A 24583-nucleotide genomic window follows, 5' to 3' on the forward strand; every position below is an offset into this window, starting at 1 on the left:
CCCTCGGTTAAAATTTTTTTGGTTATTTTAATTTAATAAACCTTAAATAATAAAAACTTTTGTTAAAAAATATGTGTAATATAAAATTTTAAAAATTTCTAAATGCAATTGCTATTTGACTGAGTGATAGAATGCTCAAAACACTACCTCCAACTTTAAGAGAGAAAAAGAGATATATTGCCTTTAAAATATTATATGATGAAGAGTTAAAAGAGGGAGAGGTCGTTAATTTAATTAGAAAAGCTGTTTTAGAATATTACGGCTCTTGGGGAACATCCAAGGCAAATCCATGGCTTGTTTATTATAATTTCCCCTATGGAATTTTGAGATGCCAGAGGGAGAATGTTGATTATGTAAAAAGCTCTTTAATTTTGGTTAGAGAATTTAAAGAGAAGCCAATAAATATTATCTGCTTAGGAGTTTCTGGAACAATAAGAAAGGCAAAAATCAAATTTTTAGGAATAAAGAAACCAAAAAGATGGTATATAATTAGAAGAGAAAGGTTAAGAGCTAAAAAACAAAAATAAATAATTTTAGTCATACGATTCAAAGTCTTTAACGTATATTATTATAAAATGGTTGGACATTAATTGCCTCTGAAAGAGGCAACTTAATGGACGTCGGGTATACCAATAGGGCGGAGCCCTATGGAGGTGGAGTTTTATGGAAATGAAAAATGTAAATGTTGGATTGTTTGGGCATATTGACCATGGAAAAACACAATTAGCAAAACAGCTAACAGAGATTGTCTCAACATCTGCATTAGATAAACCAAAAGAATCTCAAAAAAGAGGAATAACTATTGATTTAGGATTCTCTTCTTTCACATTAGATAGATATAGAATTACCTTAGTTGATGCCCCAGGACATTCTGAGTTGATAAGAACAGCTATCGGAGCAGGAAATATTATAGATGCTGCTTTATTGGTTGTAGATGCTAAAGAAGGGCCAAAAACACAAACAGGAGAACATCTATTAGTTTTAGATTTATTAAACATCCCTACGATTGTTGTTATAAATAAGATAGATATTGCAAATGATGAAGAGATTAAAAGAACTGAAACATTTATGAAGCAAATATTGAACTCAACAATGAATTTAAAGAACTCTAAGATTATTAAAATCTCAGCAAAAACTGGAGAGGGAATAGAGGAATTAAAGAAAGAGCTTAAAAATTTATTGGACAGCTTAAATATTGAGAGAGAGATAAACAGCTATTTAAAAATGCCTATTGACCATGCATTTAAAATAAAAGGAGTTGGAACTGTTATAACAGGAACAATTCATAAAGGGAAGGTAGAGGTTGGAGATACTTTAAGGATTCTACCTATAAACCATGAGGTTAAGGTTAAAAGCATACAGTGCTTTAAACAGGATGTTGAGAAAGCTTATGCTGGAGATAGAGTAGGGATATCTTTAATTGGAGTAGAGCCAGATAGTTTGTTTAGAGGATGTATATTAACTTCAGAAGATACAAAATTAAAGGTTGTAGATAAGTTTATAGCAAAGATAAAGATTCTTGAATTGTTCAAATATAACTTAGCCCCAAAAATGAAGGTTCATATAAATATAGGGCTTTTAACAGTTCCAGCTACGATAATTCCATATAAAATAGAGAAGGTTAATGATAAAGAAGAACCAATAGTATTAGAAGAAATTAAAGGTGGGGATTCTTGCTACTGTATCTTTAAATTAGAGGAAAAAGTTGTTGTTGATGAAGGAGATAAAGTTTTGATAATGAGATTAGACCTACCACCAACAACATTAAGAATTTGTGGTTTTGGGGAAGTTATTGGCTTTGAAGATGTGGAAGTTAAAAAGATAGTTGTAAAAGAAGGAAAAGTGGTTAAGAAAAAAGATAAAATTTATATTGAAGGATTAGCTTCTTCTAAATCATCTGGAGAAAAACTTATTGGAGAAAAAGTTTATGTTCCAGATAAAAATGTGTGGGGAATTATAAGAAAGACGTTTGGGACTAAAGGCTTTTTGATTGTTGAATTTAACGGAGAGGTTAGTGGGGGAGAAAGAGCTATATTAAAAAGAGTTAGAAAATGGGGATAACAAACCGTATCTTTTATATACTCAAGACAACAAAATAGATTTTACCGTTAAATTTATCTTAACTTCCAAATGTCCTGGTGAGAACTGTGTATGTAGTTGATTTGCCATACAAAAAATTAGGTGTAGAGTGTGATGGAAAAACAGTGATTTTTAAAATGAAATCTAAGGATGTTGAGGAAAGTATAAAAATGAATTTTGAATCAGCCGCTTTATTAAAAATTTTAATGGAACAGAGTGCATTAGTGGCAGAGAAAATAAACAAGGACTTTAAAAAAGATAACATTAAAGTTTATCACATTCATGATATTGGAACAGTTTTTGGTATTGATGGGAGAGTTTCAATTGGTGTTTTACCGGCTGATGAAAATAGGGTAGCTTCAATTCTCGTTGGATTTCATAAAGATGATAAACATATATCAGTTGTAGTAAAACCAAAAAAAATTGCATTGTTGAGCATTATTATAACAAAAATTATAAGTGAAAACTTAAAATTGGATTAAATTATAATTGTCTATTTTTAATTGTTTTCCTCTACCAACAACTTCATAAAAATCAACGGCAATAATTTTTATTTTCTCATCAATCACATAGTTTTTTCCATTAGTTGATAAAAGATAAGGATTTATAAATAACATCTCTCCGTTAAACTTTACCGCCAAATAAGGCTTTCCTCCAAATGTTTTAGAGAAGTTGATGAGTTTTTCTACATCTTCTCTGTTTATATAAAATTTGCTTTTTGAAGATGATTTACACTCAAATATTAAAATCTCTCCATTTCTTCCAGCTATTAAATCAACCCCTTTACTACCTGCACTTCTAATTACCGCAAATCCTTCCTTTTCTAAAAGTTTTTTTAATTCTCTCTCAAAAGTGCTTCCTTTCCTATATTTATGTCTCATTTTTGCTCCCTAATACTTTTTCAATGATATTTTTAAACTCTTCTACCGATATTTTTTTCTCTTTTTCTATCAATTCATTTTCTTTAGCTAAAACTTCTTCCATTGGCTTTAACCCTTCTTTTTCAAGTTTATCTAATGCTAAACCAATTTTATCTAAAACCGCTTGCTCAGCCTCTAATTGATGGAAACCCTCTCTTGGCCCCCCTCCTCTAAATGCTCTACATCTTCTTTTATCCCAAATAGGGTAGCCCCTATCTTTACAAAATATTCTATTCTTTTCATAATTTCTAATTTCTTGAGCTAATTTATCTACCAACTCTTCTTCTCCTTCAATATATGCCCCAAAACATGTCTCTTTTACAATAATTGGTAGATTTAATGAGTTTAAATACCTCACTAATTTACCTGGGGTTGTTAAGGCATTTTCAGCTAAGACTATGACTTTTGTTTTTTTCATTATTTCACCATATTTTAATATTAATTTAAAATTTTCTTTTTATATTTTATAAATGTTGTCATTCAATTAAACACCAACCAAAGCTCTAAAAAAGAAAAAATTGGGTTAAATTATTTTTGATATAAAAATAGCAAAAAAGAATAAATAAAATTTAGCTTAGAATTATAAATCTCTTGGGTCTACAAGTTCTCCTTTAACAGCACATGCAGCAGCTGTTATTGGTGATGCTAAGTAAATCTCTGCTTCCAATGAACCTTGTCTACCTCTAAAGTTTCTGTTTGATGTTGAAACACAAACTTCTCCAGGACCTAAAACTCCATATAATGAACCCATACATGCAGAGCATGAAGGATTAGTGACAACACATCCATACTTTAAGAATTTCTCAATTATTCCTTCTTTTAATGCCTTTAAATATTCTTCTCTTGAAGCTGGGGTAACTACAACTCTAACTCCTTTAGCAATTCCTCCATGCTTTTCAATGATTTCAATAGCCATTCTTAAATCTTCTAATCTTCCGTTTGTACAGCTTCCTATGAATACTTGGTCTATTGGTTTTCCTGCAACTTCTCTTGCCTGCTTAACATTATCTACGTTGTGTGGGCATGCAAAGACTGGCTCTATCTTATCTGCTTCAATCTCATAAACCTCTGCAAATTCTGCATCTTCATCTCCTTTTATTACTTCAAATGGTCTTTCAGTTCCATGCTTCTTCATAGCTTCTTTTACATACTGTATTGTTTTTTCATCTGGCTCTATAATTCCTGTCTTTCCACCCATCTCTATAGCCATGTTTGTCATGGTCATTCTTGAGGCAATACTCATTTTTTTAACTGTTTCTCCTCCAAACTGACATGCTTTGTAAGTGGCTCCATCAACACCAACTTCTCCTATAATACTTAAAATTACATCCTTTGAAGTAACGTAAGGTTTTAATTCACCAGTAATGTTGAAGTATATTGTTTCAGGAACTTTAAACCATAATTTGCCTGTTGCAAATACGTGAGCCATGTCTGTTGAACCAATTCCTGTAGCAAATGCTCCTAAAGCTCCGTGTGTGCATGTATGGCTGTCAGCACCAACAACAACTTCTCCAGGAGCTATATGTCCTTTCTCAGGCAATACTTGATGACAAACTCCTTCTCTAATATCGTAGAAGTATTTAATGCCCTGTTCTTTAACAAATTTTCTCATTAATATATGGTTTTCAGCTGCTTTTATGCTATCAGCAGGAACTTGGTGGTCAAATAAGATAACAATTTTCTCTGGGTCCCAAACTTTCTCAATTCCATATTCTTTTAATGTATTAACTGTTAAAGGCCCTGTAATGTCATGAACCATTGCTACATCTATATTTGCCATTACAATATCTCCTGGGCTAACCTCTTTCTTTCCAGAAGCTTTTGCCAATATCTTTTCAACAATTGTCATTCCCATACTTTCACCTTATCAATTAATTGATAAATGTTTAAGAATGATGGTGCAATTATATTTATAATAGTCATATAAAAAACTTAATAGGACTTTCGCACTTTATATATTAACTTTGGAACTTGGATGCTAAAGGTATCATTAACAGGTTGAATGCACTTCAAATATTTATTAAGGCAATTTTGAAGCCATCGGCTTCAATTAACCTGTTAATTTTCCTTATAAATATTTATTCCTGCGAAAGTCCTATTAATCAAAATAGTCCTCGATGATGAGTAGCAAAAACTGAAAATGTGATGAGCCCTTTGGGGTATCTGAGAGGAACTATTTTTTATAAAATAGGTTTATAATTGTTTTATATCAATATTTTAATCAAGCATCCAAATATCTATGATATCTCCTTCGTTCTTTTCTAATTCATTTTCTTTTATTATAGCTAATCCATCAGCATCCAATATTGAAGTTAATATATTGGAGCCTTTAAATGTTGGATAAGCAATTCCATTTTTTAATTTCACAGGCCTTAAATATAAAAAATCTGGCTCTGAAATTATTTTTTCAGATAATTTTGCTTTAATAATCTTTCTTCTATATGGTTTATGTGTCATTTTCATTAAAAAAGGAAGTAAAAATACATAGCTACAAACTAAACATGAAACTACATTCCCAGGCATACAGAAAATTGGCTTTTTGTCTATTTTTCCAAATAGCATAGGCATTCCTGGTCTCATTTTAACTTTATGGAATAAAATTTCTCCTAAATCTTTTACAACCTTTGGAAGAAAATCTTTCTCTCCAACAGAAACTCCACCAGAAGTTACAACAACATCACATTTTTCTGACGCTTCAATTATTTTCTCTTTTATTTCATTAAAGTCATCCTTCACAATCCCTAAAAATATTGGCTTACAACCTGCTTTTTTTACAATGGACGAGATTGTTTTTGAATTTATATCTTTAGTCATCTTAAATAATTCATTACCAGTTGATATAATCCCAATTTTTGGAATTTTATAAACTTTCACTTCTTCAATTCCTAAGCCAGCTAAAACACCAATATTTCTCTCATTTATTAAAGTTCCCTTTTTTAAAATTCTCTCTCCTTTCTTTATATCACAACCTTTTCTTGAAATCTCTTCAATTCTATCAAAGCTTATAACAACCGCTTTATTTCCAACTCTTACTGTGTTTTCAATGGGAATAACATACTTTGTATTTTTTGGAACTTTTCCACCAGTAGCAACTAAAACACACTCATTTCCATTTATCTCTAAATCCTTATCATCTCCAGCAAAGACCTGTTCAATTAAAACATACTCATCTAAAATCTCTGCAACTGCATAACCATCAATATCGCTTCTATCAAATCTTGGAATATCTATATCACTTACTATATCTTCCGCCAAAACTCTTCCATAGGCATCTTCTATTTTAACATATTCAGTTTTGTTAAAATGAAATTTGCTTAAAATTTTCTCGGCTTCTTTAACTGAAATCATAACATCACCGTAATTATATTAGGTTAATTTTTGTCTAATAAATTAATTAAAATTAGTTACTAAATATTGTAAAAAAAATAAATAATAAAAGCTATGATACGCCTCCCTTAACGGGTTCGGCGTATCATCCTAAACGTTTAGCTGGCTGGACTTCCTGGCTTAATTTTTTAGTTTTTCTTTCCTTCTTTAATTTCCTTAACCTTTACAAATATCTGTCTTAAAGTGTCTTCATTACTCTTTGTGAATGGGAATGGTGAGGTTGTGAATGGTTTTGCATACAAAGTTAAGCCGTCAAATCTATAGAACGTTGCTCCACATTCCATTCCATCAATAACTCCTGGCAATACTACATCTGAAGCGTAAGGTGTAGGGCCGGGAGCTATATCTATACAAACCATCGGAATTTCATTTAAATATTTTGCACAGTCTTTTGGTGTATGTGCTACAATATCAGCGGCAACAACTAACACAGCGTCAATTTCTCTTTCTCTCAAAAGGTCAGCAAATGTGAACTCTCCTGGATTGTATCTTGGATAACCTCTTGCGAAATCTAAACCGTAAGGGTAGCCATACATGTATGAAGCAACTTGGTTGAATCCATTAACGTTACAGTGCCCTCTTAAAGCTCCAATAGCACATTTTGTATATTTGTTTAATTCCCTAACTAAAGTTAAGACACATTCAATATTTCTATGCCCACCTCTTGATGCTGGCAACCCTAAACCACCATAAATCTTTACAAATTTAGCGTTTTTCATCCACTCAACCATTTCTTCCATAACCTCAATTGGAACGCCAGTGATTTTCTCAACACTATGGTGAGGTTTTTTACCCCTCAATATTGTTAATAAGGCAGAGAACATCTCATAGTCAGTGTTTGGCTTTAACTGAACATGTAAATCTGCTAACTTTGCAGTATCTGTTTTTCTTGGGTCAACAACAACTATCTTTCTATCCTTTCTACCTCTCTCAGTCCAATAACCTCTTGCAAAGACTGAATATCTACTCATATGTCTTGGGTGTGAGTGCATCGGATTACAGCCCCAGAATATTATTAAATCAGCTCTATTTTTTACCTCACCGGCAGTACAGCCAGGAAGTCCAGCCTCTTGAACCCCCATTAAAGTAGGCCCGTGTCATATTGTTGAGTTTGAATCAACAACTCCCCCTAAGTATTCAGCCATGTGCAATCCAACAATATGGGCTTCAGCAGATGTCTCAGCTCCCATAAATAATAAAGGTCTTTTAGCATTTGCTAAAATTTCTGCTGCTTTTTCTATAGCTTCTTCCCAGCTAACTTTAACAAACTTTCCATTTTTCTTTATCATTGGTTCTCTTATTCTATGTGGGCTAACAAGCTCTTTAAACTTTGGTGCTCCTTCTCTACAAACATTTTTTACAATTATCTCCTGCTTTTCTTCATCATACCAAACCTCTATATCATCACACGCCATCCCACAGACGGGACAAGTTATGCCCCTAAAAACCTTCATAGTCATAAATCTCACCCATATATCTTTTTCATAATCTCTTCAGCAGTTAATATCTCAGCTTTTCCTTTAACTGGTTCAACATAGACATAACACCCCTTATAGAGTGGAGAACCCATGGATTCAGTGTATGAGCCAATAACAACATTAGCCCAAATAGACCTTGGAATAAATACAGTTCCCTCTTGGAGAGAATCATCAGGAATTGCTCTTAGAGTTATACTTGCTTTCTTATCCTCACTGATTACATTCACGTACTTTGGCTTTCCAAGATAGGCATAGTCATTTGGATGAATATAGCAGACTGCACACTCTTTAACGTATTTTTCAGTGAATTTCTTTCCTCCTTTGATGATTTCTCCCTGAACAACAGTACTTCCAGTGTTTAGAAGAGCTTTAATTCCTCCATCATATCTGTAATCTTCATAGCATTCATACAACTCTGGCTCTATAAGTCCAAGGTTTTTCTCTTTTAAAGCATACAAAACTCCTTTTGGTTTTCTACTTATCGCATAATCTCCAATAAATTTGAGATATTCTCCATAAATTGTCATATCATTTATGTTTAAATCCTTCTCTTCCCCAATAAATTCAAATCCTGGGGCAAAAAATCTTATTCTTCCACAAACAACTATTGTTCCTTTTGTCATCTCTACTCCAACAGCCCTCTCAGCATTTCCTCCGATATAGATAAATCCTCCATTCTGCCTAATCCCACAAAACTGCCTAACATTTCCTTTTATAATAATCTCTCCGCCTGTTATTGCAGCCCCAACGTTGTTTCCAGCATCTCCTTCAACAATAATCTTTCCTCCCTTCATTCCATGCCAACTCCCCCTATAAGCAGAACCAACATAATCTCCAGCGTTTCCGTTGATTTTTATTAACCCTCCTTCCATCTCCCTACCAACCCAGTGTTTTGCATTTCCATTAACAATAATCTCTCCGCCTTTCATTTCAGAACCAAGCTGGATTCCAACATTTCCATTTATTATAATTTTACCAGAGCTCATTTGATAGCCAATATACTTTACCCTCTCAACATCTCCTTCAATTATTATTGTTACATCTTTTTCGCCATTTGAGCTTATATCAACATCAAAGAACTCTGAAATTGGGTATCTATTAGGCCCCTGCCAAACTAATAGAGATTCAATTTCCTCTTTACTCTTATTTGCAAATATATCTGGATTTATAACTTCTGCCTCTATTGGAATGTCTGGCTCTCCTTTTGGTATCAAGATGATTTCCATAGCTATTCACCCACATTTATTGGCGTTGCTTTTGTTAAATAATGCTCTGTTGTTGGATAATTGGTGAAATCAAATGTATAATACTTAAACCACTCTCTAACATCCTTAATCATTTCATTATAGATTTCTTCATCTGGGAATTTGGCATTGCAGTAATATGTTTTCCCATCAGGTGTTGAAACAATCTTTCCATTGTGAGCAACAATTACTCCACCGTTTATGGTGTATTCTGTACAAGAAAACTTCTTTTCTATGGTTTTGTAGTCATTTGGATTCAATGTATCTGGATTTATATCATAGATAGCTATGTCAGCATCAGCTCCAACACCCAAATGCCCCTTAATTGGTGCTAATCCAACAGCTTTTGCTGGTGTAGCCCTTGTAATTGTTGCTATTTCAAATAAACTCATTTCTCTATCAATGTTTGGAAGGTCTGTTCTCTCAGAAGCCCATTTGTGGCATTCTTTTAGCATATCTTCTCTTGCTTTTTTAGACATTAGCCATGAGATAACTTTTGGATAGTTTGTAAATGAGCCACCATTTGGACTGTCTGTTGTCATAACAACCTTCCATGGGTCTTCAACTCCTAACAACAACTCTAAACCCATTGCCCACTGAACGCTATGCACACCATTTTTCTTTTTGTAGGTGAAAGGAACAATACCAGAACCGCACTCTAATTCAACATCATCATTAGACCATTTTCCTCCAGTTAAAACAGCTAAATCGTATAAATTAGGTCCATCCCCAGTCATACAAATTGCTGGACCAAAAACAACACAACCACTGTCAATAACAACGTGTTTTGATTTATTTACATAGTCAATAATCCCTTTTGTTCCTGATTCAAAATCCTTCCATGAAGTCCCACCAAACGCGTTAAACTGCACATGAGTTAAATAAATGCTCTGCTCTCTCTCATAAGGAACTTTTGTCTTTATTTCTTCCTCAATCTCAACTTTTGGATTTGCCTTTACATCCTTTGGAACTGCTAATGTCTCTCTTGCTATCTCCCAATTTCCTGGATGTCCTAAACCATTGGCATGAACGTGTATTGACATTGGATAACCTAGCATTTCATTTACTTCTGCTAACCCTCTAATAATTTCTCTTGGTGTAACTTCAAAATGCAAATTTGGCTCATCTAAGGAATAGATGTTTAAACCCCAACCCCAATTTTCTACACCAGCAGGATTTACACACTTAATTCCAAAAGTTTTATGAGTTTTAATCATCCATGCAACATAGGCAGCGGTTTTTTCAATATCTCCTTCTTTTAAATACCTCATAATAAACCAATTGTTTCCAAGCATTAAGTATGCACATTTATTTAAAATAGGGACGTGCTTTAGCTCTTCATGAGTGTGTTTTGCAAGCATTGGTGGTGTTGCAGCTTCGCAAACGGTTGTATAACCCATTAGAGTATATTTATAACCCATAGCATAGCTTGAAGGCACGACATTTCCAGTTCCGCTGTGGGTTATATCAGTTTTTTCCATGCTGTGTTTGTGTTGGTACTCTGGACACATTAATCTACCAACTGTAACTTTAGGCCCAGCAACGTGAGTGTGGGAATCAACCCCTCCTGGCATTACTGTTTTGTTTGTAGCATCAATAACCTTTGCTTCTTTTAGGTCATTTGGCGATAGCTCTTCAACAATCTTTCCATCTTTAACAAAGATATCCATTTTTTCTCCATCAATTCCATTCAGTGGGTCAAACACGTATCCATTTTTTATTACAAGATTCATAATATCACCAAAAATCTAATTTTGGCAGGATGGACAGATGGTTTCATTTTCTTTTTGTATAAACGGCTCGTTGCAGATTTCACACAGCTTTATAGATTTTTTTGATTTGCTTGGAACAAGAATATCAACAAACTCGTAAGAGTAGATATCTTCACCAGCATTGACAATGTCTAAAATAACATCATCATGGGGAACTTTTTCAATGTTTAGATACCAAGCATGAAGCTTTGGATATTTGGCAGTTTTTTTAGGGTCAAGAATTATTCTAACCCCTTTCACAACTTCCCCCTCTCTACCCCATTTATTTACAGTAACTGCCATCTTTCCAGTGTCACTGATTTTTAATCTCTTATTTCCAGTTGTGCATTTTCCGAGAATTTGGAATGCATCAGGAATGCAGTTGTAGGTTTCGCAGGTAACATAAACTCTGTCTTTTTCATCAATATTGAGAATTTTCTTAGCTAAATTAAACATAAAAATCCCAATTAAAACTCCTGGACTCAAACAACCATGAAAATCAATGACTTTTTCAATGTCTTCCTTTTTAATGCCGCTGAGTTTGTTAGCTATGGAATTTAGAACATCCATACGGGTATCACCGAGTTAATTAAAATTGATTACTTAACTGTATGTGATTACGTAGTTTACATATGTTAGTAACGTCTACAAATTATGTAGTCAGACATTTTATATATATAAGTTACGACTTATGATTAAGACAAAAAATATTTATTTGTGATAATTTTTATAATTCACATATTTAGTAACTAAAACCAAAAACATATAAAGATATAAATATTTTAATTCTTAGTGTTCCTTTGAGAGGTGGTATATTGCAACAGATAAAAGAGGTTTATAATGGCATTATAACAATATCGAGAAATGGTATTGAAAAAAGGGAGTTAATGTGGAATGATTACCTATGTGTTGGTTGCGGTATCTGTAGAGTTGTTTATTGGGAGAAATTAGATTTATTATTATGAAATTATTAAAAGCAAAGGTTTATATTATGTCTATTTTTAAAATTTTTAATACTTCTTTGAGTTGGTGATATTATGATTATTGATGGTATTGTTGAGAGAGTTAATGATTTTATAAGTGCTAATAAATTTGAATTTAAAATTGTTGATTTCTCTTTTGCTCTGCCATATAGCTATGTATTAATTGAAAAAGATGGTAGAAAATCTCTTGGGGTAGCGATGACTTTGTTAGAGGAATATAAGGGGCATAGTGAAAAGAGAAAAGTTGATTCTGAAGTAAAAACCATCAATGATTTTGTAAATATGGCTAATGACTTAGATATTATTAATAGAACTCTTGGATTAGCGACAATAAATGCCATTTCTCAATATTTTATTAAATTAACTGAAGATGATTACAGTAGGGATATAGTAGATTTAATTTTAAAGCATAAGGGGATTAAAAAAATTGCTTTTATTGGAAATATGATGCCATTGGTTAAAACTTTAAAAGAAAATGGTGATTTTGAGTTCTATATATTTGAGAGAAATCCAAAACATACAACAAGTGAAACAATAAGTGATGCTTTTGAATATGCATTATTGCCAAAGATGGATGCTGTTTTAATTAGCGGGACATCTTTATTAAATAATAGCTTAGATATGATTTTAGATAGAGCTAAAAATGCTAAATTAAAAATTTTGATAGGGCCGAGTGCTCAAATTCTACCAGAATTTGTTAAAGATTATGGAATTGACTATATTGCTTCAGTTCATACAATAGATGTTGATAAAGCTCTGTATAATTTAAAACTTGGCTCTTCTTTTGGATTGTTTAAAAAATATTCTAAGAAATATGTTGTTAAGGTGTAGAATTTAAAATCATTGGAGGTATTATTTTTTAAATTTTAAGAGTAAGAGTTATAAAATAAAATCACAAACTTTAAAGTAGATTTTCTAATTTTTTAATGTTAATAATATTGATGGTGATAGTTTGTTAATTGTGAAAAAAACTAATAGATTGGAGGGAACAGTTAAAGCCCCACCTTCAAAATCCTACACACATAGGGCGGTTATAGGAGCATCTTTAGCTGATGGAGAAAGCAGAATAATAAATCCCCTCTGGGGGGCTGATTGCTTATCATCAGTTCATGGATGTAGAATGTTAGGGGCTGAGATAACTTTAGATAAAGAAAAAGATGAATGGGTTGTTAAAGGTGGAAAGCTGAAGACACCAGATAATATTATAGATATTGGAAATAGTGGAACAACTTTGAGAATCTTAACTTCTATAGCTTCACAAATTCCAAAGGGATATGCAATTTTAACAGGGGATGATTCAATAAGAAGGAGACCAATGCAACCTTTATTGGATGCCTTAAAACAGCTAAATATAGAGGCATTTTCATCAAAGTTAGATGGAACTGCACCAATAATAGTAAAAAGTGGAAAAATTGATGGAAATGTTGTAAAAATTAGAGGAGATATTAGCTCCCAATTTATAACATCGTTGATGATGCTTCTTCCTTTTAATAGGGAAGATACTGAAATAATCTTAACTTCCCCACTAAAATCAAAGCCATATATAGATGTAACATTAGATATACTAAATAAATTTGATATAAAAATTGATAAAACAGAAAATGGATTTTTAGTTTATGGAAATCAAAAGTATAAGCCAATAAATTATATTGTTGAAGGAGATTACTCATCAGCTTCATATTTAGTGGCAGCAGGAGTTTTAATAAATTCAAACATAACAATTGAGAACCTATTTGCTAATTCAAAGCAAGGAGATAGAGCTATAATTGATATTGTTAAAGAGATGGGGGCAGATATTAAAGTTAAAAAAGATAAAGTTGTTATTGATGGAGAGTATAGCTTGGAAGGAATAGATGTAGATGTCAAAGATATCCCTGATTTGGTTCCAACCATTGCAGTTCTTGGATGCTTTGCAGAAGGAAAGACAGAAATCTACAACGGAGAGCACGTTAGATTGAAAGAATGTGATAGGCTAAGAGCATGTGCTGTTGAATTAAAAAAGATGGGGGCTGATATTAAAGAGAAACCAGATGGTTTGATTATAAGAGGAGTTAAAAAGTTAAAAGGGGCTAAGTTAAATACATATCACGACCATAGGTTAGTTATGGCATTTACAGTAGCAGGTTTAAAGGCAGAAGGGGAGACAATTATTGAGGGTGAAGATGCTGTTAATATATCATTCCCAAATTTTGTTGATGTTATGAAAAGTATAGGTGCTAATATAGAGATAAAGAGATAAAATAATTAAAATAATTAAACAATTTTATATATTTTATTTTTATAAGAGCATCTTTAATGTAAGTATTGGTTATAAAAAAATAATAAAAAAATTTATACAAGTAATAATAACTCTATGACAAAAATGTTGGTGATATTTTATGGATTTCTTATTTGAAAATAGCTGGAAGGCAGCTTGTCCTTATAATCCAAAATTGGATTTAAAAGATATCTATATATATGACACAACTTTGAGGGATGGAGAACAAACTCCTGGAGTTTGCTTTACAAAAGAGCAAAAATTGGAGATAGCGAGAAAATTGGATGAGCTTGGATTAAAGCAAATTGAAGCTGGCTTTCCAATCGTCTCTGATAGAGAGGCGGATATAGTTAAAACAATAGCAAATGAAGGGCTGAATGCTGATATCTTAGCTTTATGTAGGGCATTGAAAAAAGATATTGATAAGGCAATTGAATGTGATGTAGATGGAATAATTACATTTATAGCAACATCCCCACTACACTTGAAATATAAATTTAACAATAAAAGTTTAGATGACATCTTAGAGATGGGAGTTGAAGCAGTTGAATATGCAAAAGAGCATGGCTTATTTGTTGCTTTCTCTGCTGAAGATGCAACAAGAACACCAATAGAAGATTTAATTAAAGTGCATAGAGCAGCTGAAGAAGCAGGAGCCGATAGAGTTCATATTGCAGACACTACTGGATGTGCTACACCACAAAGTATGGAATTTATCTGCAGAACATTAAAAGAAAACTTAAAAAAAGCTCATATAGGAGTTCACTGCCACAACGACTTCGGATTTGCGGTTATAAATTCAATATATGGTTTAATTGGAGGAGCTAAGGCAGTTTCAACAACTGTTAATGGTATTGGAGAAAGAGCTGGAAATGCAGCTTTAGAAGAGTTAATTATGGCTTTAACTGTTTTATATGATGTTGATTTGGGCTTAAATTTGGAAGTTCTGCCAGAATTATGTAAGATGGTTGAAGAATATTCAGGAATAAAACTTCCAAAGAACAAACCAATAGTTGGAGAGTTAGTTTTTGCTCATGAAAGTGGAATACACGTAGATGCAGTTATTGAAAATCCATTAACCTATGAGCCATTCCTTCCAGAGAAAATAGGACTTAAGAGAAATATATTGTTAGGGAAACATTCTGGATGCAGGGCTGTTGCTTATAAGTTAAAGCTTATGGGCATTGATTATGATAAAGAGATGTTATGTGAGATAGTTAAAAAAGTTAAAGAGATTAGAGAGGAAGGTAGATTTATAACTGATGAGGTCTTTAAAGAGATTGTAGATGAAGTTTTAAGAAAGAGAAATAAAAATTAAGTATAGTTAGTATATTTACTAATGAAAAAGGTGATTGGAATGAAATTATTTGAATATCCAGGAGCTCAAAATACTGACGAAACATTAAAAATAGCTGTAGAGAGAGCTAAGAAGGGAGATATAAAAAGTATTGTTGTAGCTTCATCCACAGGAGAGACAGCTAAAAAATTACTTGATTTGTTAGAAAAAGAAAAATTAGATTTAAATGTTGTTGTTGTCACCTATCATCAGGGATTCTATGGGGAGGATATAATTTCGATGGATAAAGAGGTTGAGGAAGAATTAAAGAGAAGAGGAGCTAAAGTATTTAGAGGAAGCCATGCTTTAAGTGGAGTTGAAAGAGGGATATCAAATAAATTGGGTGGATATGGACCTGTCCAAGTTATTGCTGAGACATTAAGAACTTTTGGGCAGGGAGTTAAGGTTTGCTATGAAATCACTATTATGGCATGTGATGCAGGCTTAATAAAAGCAAAAGAGGAAGTTATAGCTATTGGAGGAACAGGTAAAGGAGCTGATACAGCAATGGTCATAAAACCAGCAAATATGAACACTTTCTTCAACATAGAGGCAAGAGAAATTTTATGCATGCCAAGAATTAAAAAGAAGAGAGGATAAATAATAAATTAAGTGGAATTTATGAATAAAACTTTACTTTTCTTATTTTCCGTATTTGCCATTTTGCTTATTGTTTTATTCTCTTTTATTTTTAGTGACAATGACCAAAATAAGCAAAATAAACCTATAATATTAATTCATGATGTCTCTCCAGTATATTTTGATGAATTAAAAGAGATTGAAAAAATTATAGATAAATACCACTACCAAAATAGAACATATCTTTTTTTAATTGTTAATCATGCAAATAGATATAATTTGAAAGATTATCCAGAGTTTGTAAATTATCTCCATAAATTGGAGAAAGAAGGATATAACATAGAGTTTCATGCATACAACCATATAGGAAATGAGTTCAACTGTAATAAAAGTGTTGCAGAGGAAAAACTAAATAAATCATTTAAAATTTTGGAGCAATGTGGATTTAATTCCAAAGAAATTAAGTATTTTATCCCACCAAGATATAAACTATCAAAAGATGCTGAAAAATTGTTCTTAGAGAAAAATATGACAATAATCCTTGGAAACAAAATGATAATAAACAAAAATGGAAAAATATCTGAAATTGGGATTACAAATAGAGAATATACGTGGTATCTTCCAGAATCATCATTAAAAGTGGTTGAAGATATTGCTTTAATTGATTACAAATTAAGCATAAAAGAGAATAAGCAGTTTTTTCTCTCAATTCATCCAAAGGCAGTAAATTATGGTGGGGGTTTAGAGTTTTTAGACTGGTTTTTGAATGAAACATCAAAAAATTAAATTAATTATAATAACTCAACAAAGTTTTCTATAATCTTTAATCCAATTTTTCCACTTTTTTCTGGGTGGAATTGAGTGGCATAGACGTTATCTTTATTTATAACGCTTGGGAATTCCCTACCATATTCAGTTTTTCCAACTATACAATCTTCAGCTGGATTTACATGATATGAATGAACAAAGTAAAAGTAACTATTATCTTTTATTCCTTCAAACAATGGGCAGTTTTTTTCAATCTTCACATTATTCCAGCCCATGTGTGGAAGTTTCTCAACATCCTTAAATTTAATTACATTGCCTTTTATAATCCCTAATCCTTTAATTCCCTTTTTTTCTTCACTTTCTTCAAATAAAACTTGCATTCCTAAACATATCCCTAAAAATGGAACTTTATCCTCAATAATTTTGTATATTGTCTCTTTTAATTTTGATAGATTTTCCATTGCACTACCAAAATTCCCTACACCTGGCAAAATTACTTTATCACATGCTAATAGCTCTTCACTGCTGTTTGTTATTATTGCTTTATCATAAAGTTCAACTGCCTTCTGAATACTTCTCAAATTTCCTGCATTGTAATCAATTATTCCAATCATTTTCATCCCTAAAATTTAGAGTTCTTGGACTTCTTTTATAGTGTCTAAAATCTTTTTTAAAGCTCTTTTTGCGTCTTCTTCACTTTTTAATCCTGTGATAACAACTTTACCACTACCAAAGATTAAAACAACAACTTTTGGGTCATCTAACCTATAAACAAGACCAGGAAATTGTTCTGGTTCATATTCAGTTCCTTCAACCATTAATGCAATGTCATCTAAGTTTGGTTCAATTCCTAAATCAGCTGTTGCAACCATATTTTGGATTTTAATTTCAGGGTTTTCAATAACATCAATTCCAGCATCTTTCAACTCTTTTATAATTTTTTTAATGGCTATTTCAGCCTCTTCTTTACTTTTAGCTCCAGTACAATTTACCTTTCCACTTCTAAATATTAATAAAGCTACTTTTGGTACTGATAATCTACAAACCAATCCTGGGAACTGTTCAGGTTCATATTCAGCATTTTCTAAAATCATAGCAACCTCTTCTAAATCAATATTGTCTCCAATCTTAGTTGAGACAACAACATTGACAATCTTAATCTCTGGTTCCATGATTTTCACCACATCTTAGTAGATAACTTAAATATTATATAAAAACCTCAATATAAATACTTTATATATAAATACCTTTAAACACTCTATAGGATTTATATATTCAACTTAATGAATATAATGTCTAAAAATAAAAAAAAAGAAAGTAGAGGATTTATCCGAATAAAGCTGCCAATCCTGCAACAGCAGCTGTATCTTCTTCTTTCTTCTCTTCTTTTTTCTCTTCTTCTTTCTTCTCTTCAGCAGCTGCTGCTGGAGCTGCTGCAGCTGGAGCAGCAGCTACAGGCATTGCAGCGTTTGCGATAGCTTCTTCGATGTTTACTCCTTCTAATCCAGCAACTAATGCTTTAACTCTTGCTTCATCGACTTCTACACCTGCTGCTGATAAAACTGCTTTAACAGCATCTTCTGTAATTTCTTTTCCTGCACTGTGCAATAATAAAGCTGCGTATATGTATTCCATAATCTACACCTCCAACTTTCTATTAATTGTTATATTGATTGTGTTTATTTATTTAATGTTGGTTTTATTTATTTTTGATTGTTTAATAATTGCCAATATCCAAACAACAACAATTGAAATAGATTTGCAATTCACTATTTATAATTAGTTATTTATATTTTTCGGTTAGAACAATAGGGCTAACCCAGCTGCTCCTGTGTCATCTTCTTTCTTCTCTTCCTCTTTTTTCTCTTCTTCTTTCTTCTCCTCTACTGCTGGAGCAGCTGAAACTTCTACTGAGGATAACTTAGCTTTAACATCCTCATCTAATGCCTCATCAGGCAATTTTGATGCAATAGCTAATGCCTGAGCTTGAGCTTTTGCTAATATATCTCCAGCAGTTTCTTTTGTTATAAATGCTGTCTCTACTGATAAAGCTCTTGCTTCTACGAATGCCTTCTGTATTAAGAATGGCAATACTTCCTTTGCTGGGTATGCTGTGTTGAATGCCAAGTTAAATGCGTTTTGGTAAGCAGCTTGTATGTCAGCTAATAATTTCTCTTCATCAACTTTTAAGACATCTGGTGTATAGATGATTCCATCTTCATAAACTGCCAAAATGTTTAAACCAACTTTTATTGGTTTAATTCCTAATCTATCTAAAACAGCTGCCAATTTTGGTGAAACAACTTCTCCTTTTTTGACAACAACTTTATCTTCTTTAATTGCAATTTTACCTTTTTCTATTGCAGCTGGGATACCAACACTTTTGAGTTCTCCTAAGAAAGGTCCTGGAGGCATTCCAGTTGAACCTTTCTCAACTTTAATGTCACAAGGAGCTATTTGTCCTCCTCTTACAGGAGCAGGACTTTTGTTCTCTTCTAATAATTTGTATAACTTGAATGGGTTCATGTCTGTAACTAATATCGCTGCCCCTCTCTCAACGTAGTTTGCTAATTCAGCTAATTTTGGGTCGTTTAATTCTTCAGCAGCTTCTTTTAAAGCCCTTATGATTAAAGTGTTTCTTGACATTCTTAATTTAACTTTATCTCTAATTTTGTCTCTAATTTCTTGCAATTGAGGGGCAGGAACGTCCATCATATCTACAATAGCTACTACAGGCTTACTTTTAATAAGCCCCTTTAGTGTTTTAACTTCTTCAATCTTCCATGGGGCTACGTGAGCTTTCACTTTTGTTTCCATTTCTATCCCCTTCACTTTTATTATTAATTTAAGATTTTATCTTTTCTTAGCCTTCTCTTTTTTAACTTTTACAGCTGGACCCATGGTTAATTTAACATAAGCATCTTTTAAGTGGTAGAGACCTTTTTCATACTTCTTAGCTACAACGTTTAAAACTGCCTCTATGTTATCAACTATCTGCTCATCTGTCATTTTTTCGTTTCCAACTAATACTTGGAAGTATGGTTTATCTCTTGTGTTTATAACAACTGTTTTCTTTAATCTTTCAACTAATGGAGCTATGTTTGCGTTAGCTGGAACTGGTTTTGGCATCTTTCCTCTTGGACCTAATATAACCCCCATGTATCTACCAATCAATGGCATTAAATCAGCCTGAGCTATAAAGAAGTCGTGAGCATTAGCTATTTTTCTTAATTTTCTTTTGTTTTTACCTAATTCTTCAATTTCTTCTTTTCTAATAACAGTTAATCCCATTTCTTCTGCCTGTTTAGCTAAGTCACCAGTTCCAATAACAGCTACTTTAGCTTCTTTCCCTCTTCCATGAGGAAGCACTACTTCTTCTTTAATTCTGTTCTCTGGCTTCCTCATGTCAATCTCTTTGAGGGTTGCTATGAATTCAAATGACTGTGTGAAGTTTCTCGGCTTCGCGAGTTCGCGAGCCTCCTTCACCGCTTGCAACAGTGCTTCTCTGTCCATACTCATCCTCCTTTCTTTTTTATATTTGACAAAAAGCATCCATATTATATGGCATCTGATATAAATATTTTACACTTAAATTGAAAAGAGTAGGTATTCTGTTTTCTCAATAGTTAGGTAAAATTTTCAACACTAATTGAAAATTTTTATATTGCTAAGATATCCAACACCCTATATAAAATTTTCGGTTATTAATGAGAAGAGGTTAAAATTTGAAAGCTTTATTTAATTTTATTTGTTTTTCTTTAATTCGTCTAATAAAGTATCGCACATTTCAATAATATCTTTCAACCCTTCTTTTAAAACATCTATAGGGTCTGTTCCTTCTTCGGTAATTATTGTTATTTTCGGATTTGATATGTATCTTCCAGTTTCTGGATGTAATAAAGGATGGTCTATAGAGTAAGAAGCCATCTTTACTCCTTCTTTTGTTAATAAGATATCTTTCAATAAATTTGGTAGTGAATGGTCTTCGTTAATTAACTCAATTTCTACCAAATTATCCTTCCTCTCCAATATCTTTATCTCCATCATCTCCCTCCAATAAAACTTTTTTAGCTAAGTTTATATCTTTGTTTAATACAATTCTTCCTTCCTCTTCTCTAAAGAATTCTTTTTCTAAAGCCTCTTCAATAATATCATCAATTGGCTTTTTGGTAATGTATGAAACCAATACTACCAAATTTTTGAGAGGTTTTGAACCAAGATTTGAAAACTTTAGCTCTTGATATAGCTCATGAAGGTCTTTTAGAATTTCATTAAATTTATTAATGTCTATATCTGTTTTTATAGCATTTTCATCTTCTAAGTATATAACTCTATATCCCAAAGTTTTTAACGCATCTATAACCAAGTTTTTATTAACTGGATATTTAAGCTCAGAAAGGTGATATTCATATAAACCTTCTTTATCTTTTCTATACTTTTTCCTAACTTTATCCATTAAGTTCATCACAGCTCTATAGTTTTCATTTAGAGAATCCTTATCATATCCAAATACATATATTTTTACATGATTTCCTTTTGATTCTATTGTGCAGTCAATATTTAACCTTGATAATCTCTCGCAAAGCTCTAAAAGCTCTTCATCACAACTAACCTTTGATGAAATAATCTTCCTCATGATATCACCGTAAATTTATAAATTATCCCTGCATATATAATAAACTTTTGCATGAACAAAAATGTTGTGGTGATACCTAATGAATGAATTTGAGATTATAAAGAGAAACACATCTGAAATAGTTAGTGAGGAAGAATTAAAAGAGGTTTTAAAGAAAGATGAAAAATCTGCTTACATAGGTTTTGAACCAAGTGGTAAAATCCATTTAGGACATTATTTACAAATTAAAAAGATGATTGATTTGCAAAATGCAGGATTTGATATTATCATATTGTTAGCTGATTTACATGCATATTTAAACCAGAAAGGAGAGTTGGATGAGATTAGAGAGATTGGTGAATACAATAAAAGAGTTTTTGAAGCGATGGGATTAAAGGCAAAATATGTTTATGGTAGTGAGTTTCAGCTTGATAAGGATTATACTTTAAACGTCTATAAATTAGCTTTAAAAACTACCTTAAAGAGAGCAAGAAGGAGTATGGAACTTATAGCAAGGGAGGATGAAAATCCAAAGGTTGCTGAAGTTATATATCCAATAATGCAGGTTAATGATATTTATTACTTAGATGTTGATGTTGCAGTTGGGGGGATGGAGCAAAGAAAAATACACATGTTAGCAAGAGAACTTTTACCAAAAAAAGTTGTTTGCATTCACAACCCAGTATTAACTGGTTTAGATGGAGAAGGAAAGATGAGTTCTTCAAAAGGAAACTTTATAGCTGTTGATGACTCTCCAGAAGAGATTAGAGCTAAGATAAAGAAAGCTTACTGCCCTGCTGGAGTTATTGAAGGAAATCCAATAATGGAAATAGCCAAATATTTCCTTGAATATCCTTTAACTATAAACAGACCAGAAAAATTTGGTGGAGATTTAACCGTCAATAATTATGAAGAGTTAGAGACTTTATTTAAAAATAAAGAACTTCACCCAATGGATTTAAAAAATGCTGTAGCTGAAGAGCTTATAAAGATTTTAGAACCAATTAGGAAGAAATTATAATTAGACAATTATTATATTACTTAATTTTCTCTTTTTCTCTTCTTTTTTAAGCTCTTCTAATGAAATGGGTTTAGAATCAGCTACAATAATATCATTATTTTTTCTATCATTAGTTTTTTTAGTAATTTTATTAAAGTTAGAGCTTAAATTTTTATAATCTTGTTTTTTAACCTCTTTTTTATCTTTATTTTTGTGATTTGGTAAAGTTTTATATCTAATTTTAACAACAATTTCTCCCTCTCCTTCATCTTTGTCAAATGGTAGATTTATTTTAGCAGTATCTTTAGATAAAACTTCCAATGAAACATTTTTATCCCCTAAATAAATATCAACATAAGAAATTAAAACACTTTCTGGATTTTGAATTGAGAGAATTATTTTCTCTTCCATGTTTATCTACCTAACAGCTTTTATTATGGTTATTGGATTCTTTGCCAAAAACATGTGTCCAGAAGAGATTTTTTTGCTATAAGAAATAAAAACATTAACCGCTTCAACATTATAGCCCTTATTTTCCAATTCGTTTATTATTTTAACAGCATTCTCTAAAACAATTGTATTGGCAACAATATGGTTTATTTTCTTTTTATCCAAAATTTCAATTATCTTTTCAATATTTTTTGTCCCACCTATAAAAGCTTTATTAAACTCTAATTCATCTAAAATATCTTCTGCTTTTCCTTTTATGACTTGACAGTTTTTAATATTAAATTTGGCTAAATTTTGTTTAGTTAGCTCAATAGCATCATCTAAGTAATCTATAGCATATACAAACTTGCATCTCTTGGCTATCTCAACTGTCATTCCTCCACTTCCACAACCAATATCAACAACAACATCATTCTTATCTAAATTTAATTTCCCAATGCTTACAGCTCTAATTTCTTCTTTTGTTATTGGGATGCTTTCTTTCCTTATAAATTCTTCATCTGGAATCATAGATTTTCACCGAATAATATAGTGTCTTTCAAAATTGATAAAATTTATTAAGGAAGATTTGAACGCCTTTCTTTGGAAAGGCGTTTATAAATACCTTATTTATTCCAATGAGTTTTGAAAGACACTATAAATATGCTATGAAATAGTAATATATAGTAATAGGAATTAAAAATGTAATTAAAATAAAAATAGGGGGAGGGGTATGAATTACTCAATAAGATTATTCAAAATTATGGGAATTCCAATAGAGTTGCATATAACTTTTATTTTATTTTTAGTGGTTATAATTGGGCTGTCTATTATTAATAACAGCATATTTTGGGCAGTTCTCTTTATTTTATTATTTGTATCTGTTGTTTTACATGAGCTTGGGCATAGTTACGTTGCTAAGAAATATGGAGTAAAGATAGAGAAAATTTTGCTATTGCCAATTGGTGGAGTAGCAATGATGGACAAAATTCCAAAAGAGGGAGAGTTAAAGATAGGTATAGCTGGACCTTTAGTTAGCTTTATAATTGGGATAACTTTATTGGTTACATCTCAATTTTTTGATATAGATATAAATGGATATCCTTTACTATACACTTTAAGCTTACTAAACTTAATGCTTGGGAGCTTTAACTTAATTCCTGCCTTTCCTATGGATGGAGGAAGGATATTAAGAGCTGTTTTATCAAAAAAGTATGGCTATTTAAAATCAACGAAGATAGCGGCAAATATTGGGAAGAGCTTAGCTTTAATCATGCTAATATTTGGTCTCTTATCAATGAATATTATATTAATTTTAGTGAGTTTATTCGTCTACTTTGGGGCTGAACAAGAAAGTAAAATAGTAGAAATTGAAACAATATTTAAGAATATTAAGGCAAAGGACATTATGACATTAAATCCCGTATATGTAACTCCAGATATGAGTGTTGAGGAGTTTTTAGACTTCATGCTTAAACATAAATATTTCGGTTATCCAGTAGTTGAAAATGGAAAGTTGATTGGATGTATTGGAATAAATAACATACACAAAAAAGAAGGGACTGTTAGGGATTACATGCAAAAACCTGTTGTAGTTGATGAAGATACTGACATAAATGATATTCTAAGAAAAATGGCTTATACTGATAGAGTGTTTGTTGTAAAGGATGGAAAGTTAAAGGGAATAATATCAAAAACAGATATATTGAGGGCTATGAGTATATTGGAATTAAAAGAGGAATTAGAACGTTAAAAAT

28 protein-coding genes are annotated in these 24583 nt (G+C 31.9%); 11 read left to right on the top strand and 17 right to left on the bottom strand.

The annotated features are described in order from the left end of the window. Positions 1-131 precede the first annotated feature (131 nt). The 3 genes from JH146_RS07255 to JH146_RS07265 all read left to right on the top strand — a co-directional run bounded on the left by JH146_RS07255 (position 132) and on the right by JH146_RS07265 (position 2561). Positions 132-527, top strand: coding sequence for an Rpp14/Pop5 family protein (locus JH146_RS07255; RefSeq protein WP_048202346.1), 396 nt, complete (start codon positions 132-134; stop codon positions 525-527). Between the two features lie 136 nt (positions 528-663). Next, positions 664-2061, top strand: coding sequence for a selenocysteine-specific translation elongation factor (gene selB, locus JH146_RS07260; protein WP_173400837.1), 1398 nt, complete (start codon positions 664-666; stop codon positions 2059-2061). 86 nt (positions 2062-2147) lie between these two features. Then, positions 2148-2561: a hypothetical protein gene (locus JH146_RS07265; protein ID WP_048202347.1), complete on the top strand. Its 414-nt coding sequence runs from the start codon at positions 2148-2150 to the stop codon at positions 2559-2561. On the opposite strand, the gene hjc is transcribed toward JH146_RS07265, so the two are convergent. From hjc to JH146_RS07305, 8 genes are all read right to left on the bottom strand, one after another. Further along, positions 2547-2960 (bottom strand): Holliday junction resolvase Hjc, encoded by a 414-nt coding sequence (gene hjc / locus JH146_RS07270; protein ID WP_048202348.1) that lies wholly within the window; start codon positions 2958-2960, stop codon positions 2547-2549. The two genes, JH146_RS07265 and hjc, sit on opposite strands and share 15 nt — an antisense overlap. Then, complete coding sequence (locus JH146_RS07275; RefSeq protein ID WP_048202349.1) at positions 2950-3417, bottom strand: methanogenesis marker 6 protein; 468 nt, start codon at positions 3415-3417, stop codon at positions 2950-2952. Before JH146_RS07275 ends, hjc begins: the two co-directional genes overlap by 11 nt. Positions 3418-3579: 162 nt before the next feature. Further along, positions 3580-4854 carry an isopropylmalate/citramalate isomerase large subunit gene (leuC, locus tag JH146_RS07280; protein WP_048202350.1) on the bottom strand — a complete coding sequence of 425 codons (1275 nt, stop codon included), beginning with the start codon at positions 4852-4854 and terminating at the stop codon, positions 3580-3582. A gap of 362 nt (positions 4855-5216) precedes the next feature. Beyond that, positions 5217-6347, bottom strand: a complete 1131-nt coding sequence (locus JH146_RS07285; RefSeq protein WP_048202351.1) for a molybdopterin molybdotransferase MoeA — start codon at positions 6345-6347, stop codon at positions 5217-5219. A 167-nt stretch (positions 6348-6514) separates the two neighbouring features. Beyond that, entirely contained in the window at positions 6515-7846 is a 1332-nt protein-coding gene (locus tag JH146_RS07290) for a formylmethanofuran dehydrogenase subunit B (RefSeq protein WP_081874488.1), read from the bottom strand. A 5-nt stretch (positions 7847-7851) separates the two neighbouring features. Further along, on the bottom strand, positions 7852-9090 hold the full coding sequence (locus JH146_RS07295) for a formylmethanofuran dehydrogenase subunit C (protein WP_048202352.1): 1239 nt from the start codon (positions 9088-9090) through the stop codon (positions 7852-7854). A 2-nt stretch (positions 9091-9092) separates the two neighbouring features. Further along, entirely contained in the window at positions 9093-10841 is a 1749-nt protein-coding gene (locus JH146_RS07300; RefSeq protein ID WP_048202353.1) for a formylmethanofuran dehydrogenase subunit A, read from the bottom strand. 15 nt (positions 10842-10856) lie between these two features. Beyond that, positions 10857-11429, bottom strand: coding sequence for an FmdE family protein (locus JH146_RS07305; protein WP_048202354.1), 573 nt, complete (start codon positions 11427-11429; stop codon positions 10857-10859). A 230-nt stretch (positions 11430-11659) separates the two neighbouring features. Here JH146_RS07305 and JH146_RS08665 point away from each other — a divergent pair, with 230 nt between their 5' ends. The 6 genes from JH146_RS08665 to JH146_RS07330 all read left to right on the top strand — a co-directional run bounded on the left by JH146_RS08665 (position 11660) and on the right by JH146_RS07330 (position 16800). Then, entirely contained in the window at positions 11660-11824 is a 165-nt protein-coding gene (locus tag JH146_RS08665; protein WP_335328904.1) for a hypothetical protein, read from the top strand. Positions 11825-11896: 72 nt separating this feature from the next. After that, positions 11897-12673: a Rossmann-like domain-containing protein gene (locus tag JH146_RS07310; RefSeq protein ID WP_048202355.1), complete on the top strand. Its 777-nt coding sequence runs from the start codon at positions 11897-11899 to the stop codon at positions 12671-12673. A gap of 121 nt (positions 12674-12794) precedes the next feature. Next, entirely contained in the window at positions 12795-14081 is a 1287-nt protein-coding gene (aroA, locus tag JH146_RS07315) for a 3-phosphoshikimate 1-carboxyvinyltransferase (protein WP_048202356.1), read from the top strand. Between the two features lie 139 nt (positions 14082-14220). Next, complete coding sequence (locus JH146_RS07320) at positions 14221-15417, top strand: homocitrate synthase family protein (protein ID WP_048202357.1); 1197 nt, start codon at positions 14221-14223, stop codon at positions 15415-15417. A 39-nt stretch (positions 15418-15456) separates the two neighbouring features. Beyond that, positions 15457-16035, top strand: coding sequence for a pyruvate kinase alpha/beta domain-containing protein (locus JH146_RS07325; protein ID WP_048202358.1), 579 nt, complete (start codon positions 15457-15459; stop codon positions 16033-16035). Between the two features lie 21 nt (positions 16036-16056). Continuing rightward, positions 16057-16800: a DUF2334 domain-containing protein gene (locus JH146_RS07330; RefSeq protein ID WP_048202359.1), complete on the top strand. Its 744-nt coding sequence runs from the start codon at positions 16057-16059 to the stop codon at positions 16798-16800. A gap of 5 nt (positions 16801-16805) precedes the next feature. Here the strand turns inward: JH146_RS07330 and hisH are convergent, their stop codons facing one another. The 7 genes from hisH to JH146_RS07365 form a co-directional block, all read right to left on the bottom strand. Next, positions 16806-17396 carry an imidazole glycerol phosphate synthase subunit HisH gene (hisH, locus tag JH146_RS07335; protein WP_048202360.1) on the bottom strand — a complete coding sequence of 197 codons (591 nt, stop codon included), beginning with the start codon at positions 17394-17396 and terminating at the stop codon, positions 16806-16808. Positions 17397-17411: 15 nt separating this feature from the next. After that, positions 17412-17954: a TATA-box-binding protein gene (locus JH146_RS07340; RefSeq protein WP_048202361.1), complete on the bottom strand. Its 543-nt coding sequence runs from the start codon at positions 17952-17954 to the stop codon at positions 17412-17414. Between the two features lie 154 nt (positions 17955-18108). Continuing rightward, the gene (gene rpl12p, locus JH146_RS07345; RefSeq protein ID WP_048202362.1) at positions 18109-18417 is read right to left on the bottom strand and encodes a 50S ribosomal protein P1; all 309 of its coding nucleotides are present in this window, start codon (positions 18415-18417) and stop codon (positions 18109-18111) included. 165 nt (positions 18418-18582) lie between these two features. Beyond that, positions 18583-19599 carry a 50S ribosomal protein L10 gene (locus JH146_RS07350; protein WP_048202363.1) on the bottom strand — a complete coding sequence of 339 codons (1017 nt, stop codon included), beginning with the start codon at positions 19597-19599 and terminating at the stop codon, positions 18583-18585. A gap of 36 nt (positions 19600-19635) precedes the next feature. Continuing rightward, positions 19636-20295: a 50S ribosomal protein L1 gene (locus JH146_RS07355; RefSeq protein ID WP_048202364.1), complete on the bottom strand. Its 660-nt coding sequence runs from the start codon at positions 20293-20295 to the stop codon at positions 19636-19638. A gap of 231 nt (positions 20296-20526) precedes the next feature. Next, a complete protein-coding gene (locus JH146_RS07360; RefSeq protein WP_173400838.1) occupies positions 20527-20829 on the bottom strand; it encodes a DNA-directed RNA polymerase subunit L in 303 nt (100 codons plus the stop codon). After that, the gene (locus JH146_RS07365; RefSeq protein ID WP_048202366.1) at positions 20795-21418 is read right to left on the bottom strand and encodes a DUF2067 family protein; all 624 of its coding nucleotides are present in this window, start codon (positions 21416-21418) and stop codon (positions 20795-20797) included. The genes JH146_RS07360 and JH146_RS07365 overlap by 35 nt, the downstream gene beginning before the upstream one ends. A 79-nt stretch (positions 21419-21497) precedes the next feature. On the opposite strand from JH146_RS07365, the gene JH146_RS07370 reads away from it, so the two are divergent. Continuing rightward, positions 21498-22418, top strand: a complete 921-nt coding sequence (locus JH146_RS07370) for a tyrosine--tRNA ligase (RefSeq protein ID WP_048202367.1) — start codon at positions 21498-21500, stop codon at positions 22416-22418. Here the strand turns inward: JH146_RS07370 and JH146_RS07375 are convergent, their stop codons facing one another. Both JH146_RS07375 and cbiT read right to left on the bottom strand, forming a co-directional pair. Continuing rightward, complete coding sequence (locus JH146_RS07375; protein ID WP_048202368.1) at positions 22419-22808, bottom strand: hypothetical protein; 390 nt, start codon at positions 22806-22808, stop codon at positions 22419-22421. A 6-nt stretch (positions 22809-22814) separates the two neighbouring features. After that, entirely contained in the window at positions 22815-23357 is a 543-nt protein-coding gene (gene cbiT / locus JH146_RS07380; RefSeq protein ID WP_048202369.1) for a precorrin-6Y C5,15-methyltransferase (decarboxylating) subunit CbiT, read from the bottom strand. 202 nt (positions 23358-23559) lie between these two features. Between cbiT and JH146_RS07385 the strand changes: the two genes are divergently transcribed. Beyond that, positions 23560-24579 (top strand): site-2 protease family protein, encoded by a 1020-nt coding sequence (locus tag JH146_RS07385; protein WP_048202370.1) that lies wholly within the window; start codon positions 23560-23562, stop codon positions 24577-24579. Positions 24580-24583: the final 4 nt, after the last annotated feature.

The sequence above is a fragment of the Methanocaldococcus bathoardescens genome (assembly GCF_000739065.1).
In the GTDB taxonomy this organism is placed as follows: Archaea; AGJL01; Methanococci; order Methanococcales; family Methanocaldococcaceae; genus Methanocaldococcus; species Methanocaldococcus bathoardescens.

What these genes read in the sequence shown, in the direction of transcription:
- JH146_RS07255 (WP_048202346.1), top strand. Translation starts at nt 132, where the DNA reads ATGCTCAAAACACTACCTCCAACTTTAAGAGAGAAAAAGAGATATATT.
- selB (WP_173400837.1), top strand. Translation starts at nt 664, where the DNA reads ATGGAAATGAAAAATGTAAATGTTGGATTGTTTGGGCATATTGACCAT.
- hjc (WP_048202348.1), bottom strand. Translation starts at nt 2,960, where the DNA reads ATGAGACATAAATATAGGAAAGGAAGCACTTTTGAGAGAGAATTAAAA.
- JH146_RS07275 (WP_048202349.1), bottom strand. Translation starts at nt 3,417, where the DNA reads ATGAAAAAAACAAAAGTCATAGTCTTAGCTGAAAATGCCTTAACAACC.
- leuC (WP_048202350.1), bottom strand. Translation starts at nt 4,854, where the DNA reads ATGGGAATGACAATTGTTGAAAAGATATTGGCAAAAGCTTCTGGAAAG.
- JH146_RS07285 (WP_048202351.1), bottom strand. Translation starts at nt 6,347, where the DNA reads ATGATTTCAGTTAAAGAAGCCGAGAAAATTTTAAGCAAATTTCATTTT.
- JH146_RS07295 (WP_048202352.1), bottom strand. Translation starts at nt 9,090, where the DNA reads ATGGAAATCATCTTGATACCAAAAGGAGAGCCAGACATTCCAATAGAG.
- JH146_RS07300 (WP_048202353.1), bottom strand. Translation starts at nt 10,841, where the DNA reads ATGAATCTTGTAATAAAAAATGGATACGTGTTTGACCCACTGAATGGA.
- JH146_RS07305 (WP_048202354.1), bottom strand. Translation starts at nt 11,429, where the DNA reads ATGGATGTTCTAAATTCCATAGCTAACAAACTCAGCGGCATTAAAAAG.
- JH146_RS07310 (WP_048202355.1), top strand. Translation starts at nt 11,897, where the DNA reads ATGATTATTGATGGTATTGTTGAGAGAGTTAATGATTTTATAAGTGCT.
- JH146_RS07320 (WP_048202357.1), top strand. Translation starts at nt 14,221, where the DNA reads ATGGATTTCTTATTTGAAAATAGCTGGAAGGCAGCTTGTCCTTATAAT.
- JH146_RS07325 (WP_048202358.1), top strand. Translation starts at nt 15,457, where the DNA reads ATGAAATTATTTGAATATCCAGGAGCTCAAAATACTGACGAAACATTA.
- JH146_RS07330 (WP_048202359.1), top strand. Translation starts at nt 16,057, where the DNA reads ATGAATAAAACTTTACTTTTCTTATTTTCCGTATTTGCCATTTTGCTT.
- hisH (WP_048202360.1), bottom strand. Translation starts at nt 17,396, where the DNA reads ATGATTGGAATAATTGATTACAATGCAGGAAATTTGAGAAGTATTCAG.
- JH146_RS07340 (WP_048202361.1), bottom strand. Translation starts at nt 17,954, where the DNA reads ATGGAACCAGAGATTAAGATTGTCAATGTTGTTGTCTCAACTAAGATT.
- rpl12p (WP_048202362.1), bottom strand. Translation starts at nt 18,417, where the DNA reads ATGGAATACATATACGCAGCTTTATTATTGCACAGTGCAGGAAAAGAA.
- JH146_RS07350 (WP_048202363.1), bottom strand. Translation starts at nt 19,599, where the DNA reads ATGGAAACAAAAGTGAAAGCTCACGTAGCCCCATGGAAGATTGAAGAA.
- JH146_RS07355 (WP_048202364.1), bottom strand. Translation starts at nt 20,295, where the DNA reads ATGGACAGAGAAGCACTGTTGCAAGCGGTGAAGGAGGCTCGCGAACTC.
- JH146_RS07360 (WP_173400838.1), bottom strand. Translation starts at nt 20,829, where the DNA reads ATGATGGAGATAAAGATATTGGAGAGGAAGGATAATTTGGTAGAAATT.
- JH146_RS07365 (WP_048202366.1), bottom strand. Translation starts at nt 21,418, where the DNA reads ATGAGGAAGATTATTTCATCAAAGGTTAGTTGTGATGAAGAGCTTTTA.
- JH146_RS07370 (WP_048202367.1), top strand. Translation starts at nt 21,498, where the DNA reads ATGAATGAATTTGAGATTATAAAGAGAAACACATCTGAAATAGTTAGT.
- JH146_RS07375 (WP_048202368.1), bottom strand. Translation starts at nt 22,808, where the DNA reads ATGGAAGAGAAAATAATTCTCTCAATTCAAAATCCAGAAAGTGTTTTA.
- cbiT (WP_048202369.1), bottom strand. Translation starts at nt 23,357, where the DNA reads ATGATTCCAGATGAAGAATTTATAAGGAAAGAAAGCATCCCAATAACA.
- JH146_RS07385 (WP_048202370.1), top strand. Translation starts at nt 23,560, where the DNA reads ATGAATTACTCAATAAGATTATTCAAAATTATGGGAATTCCAATAGAG.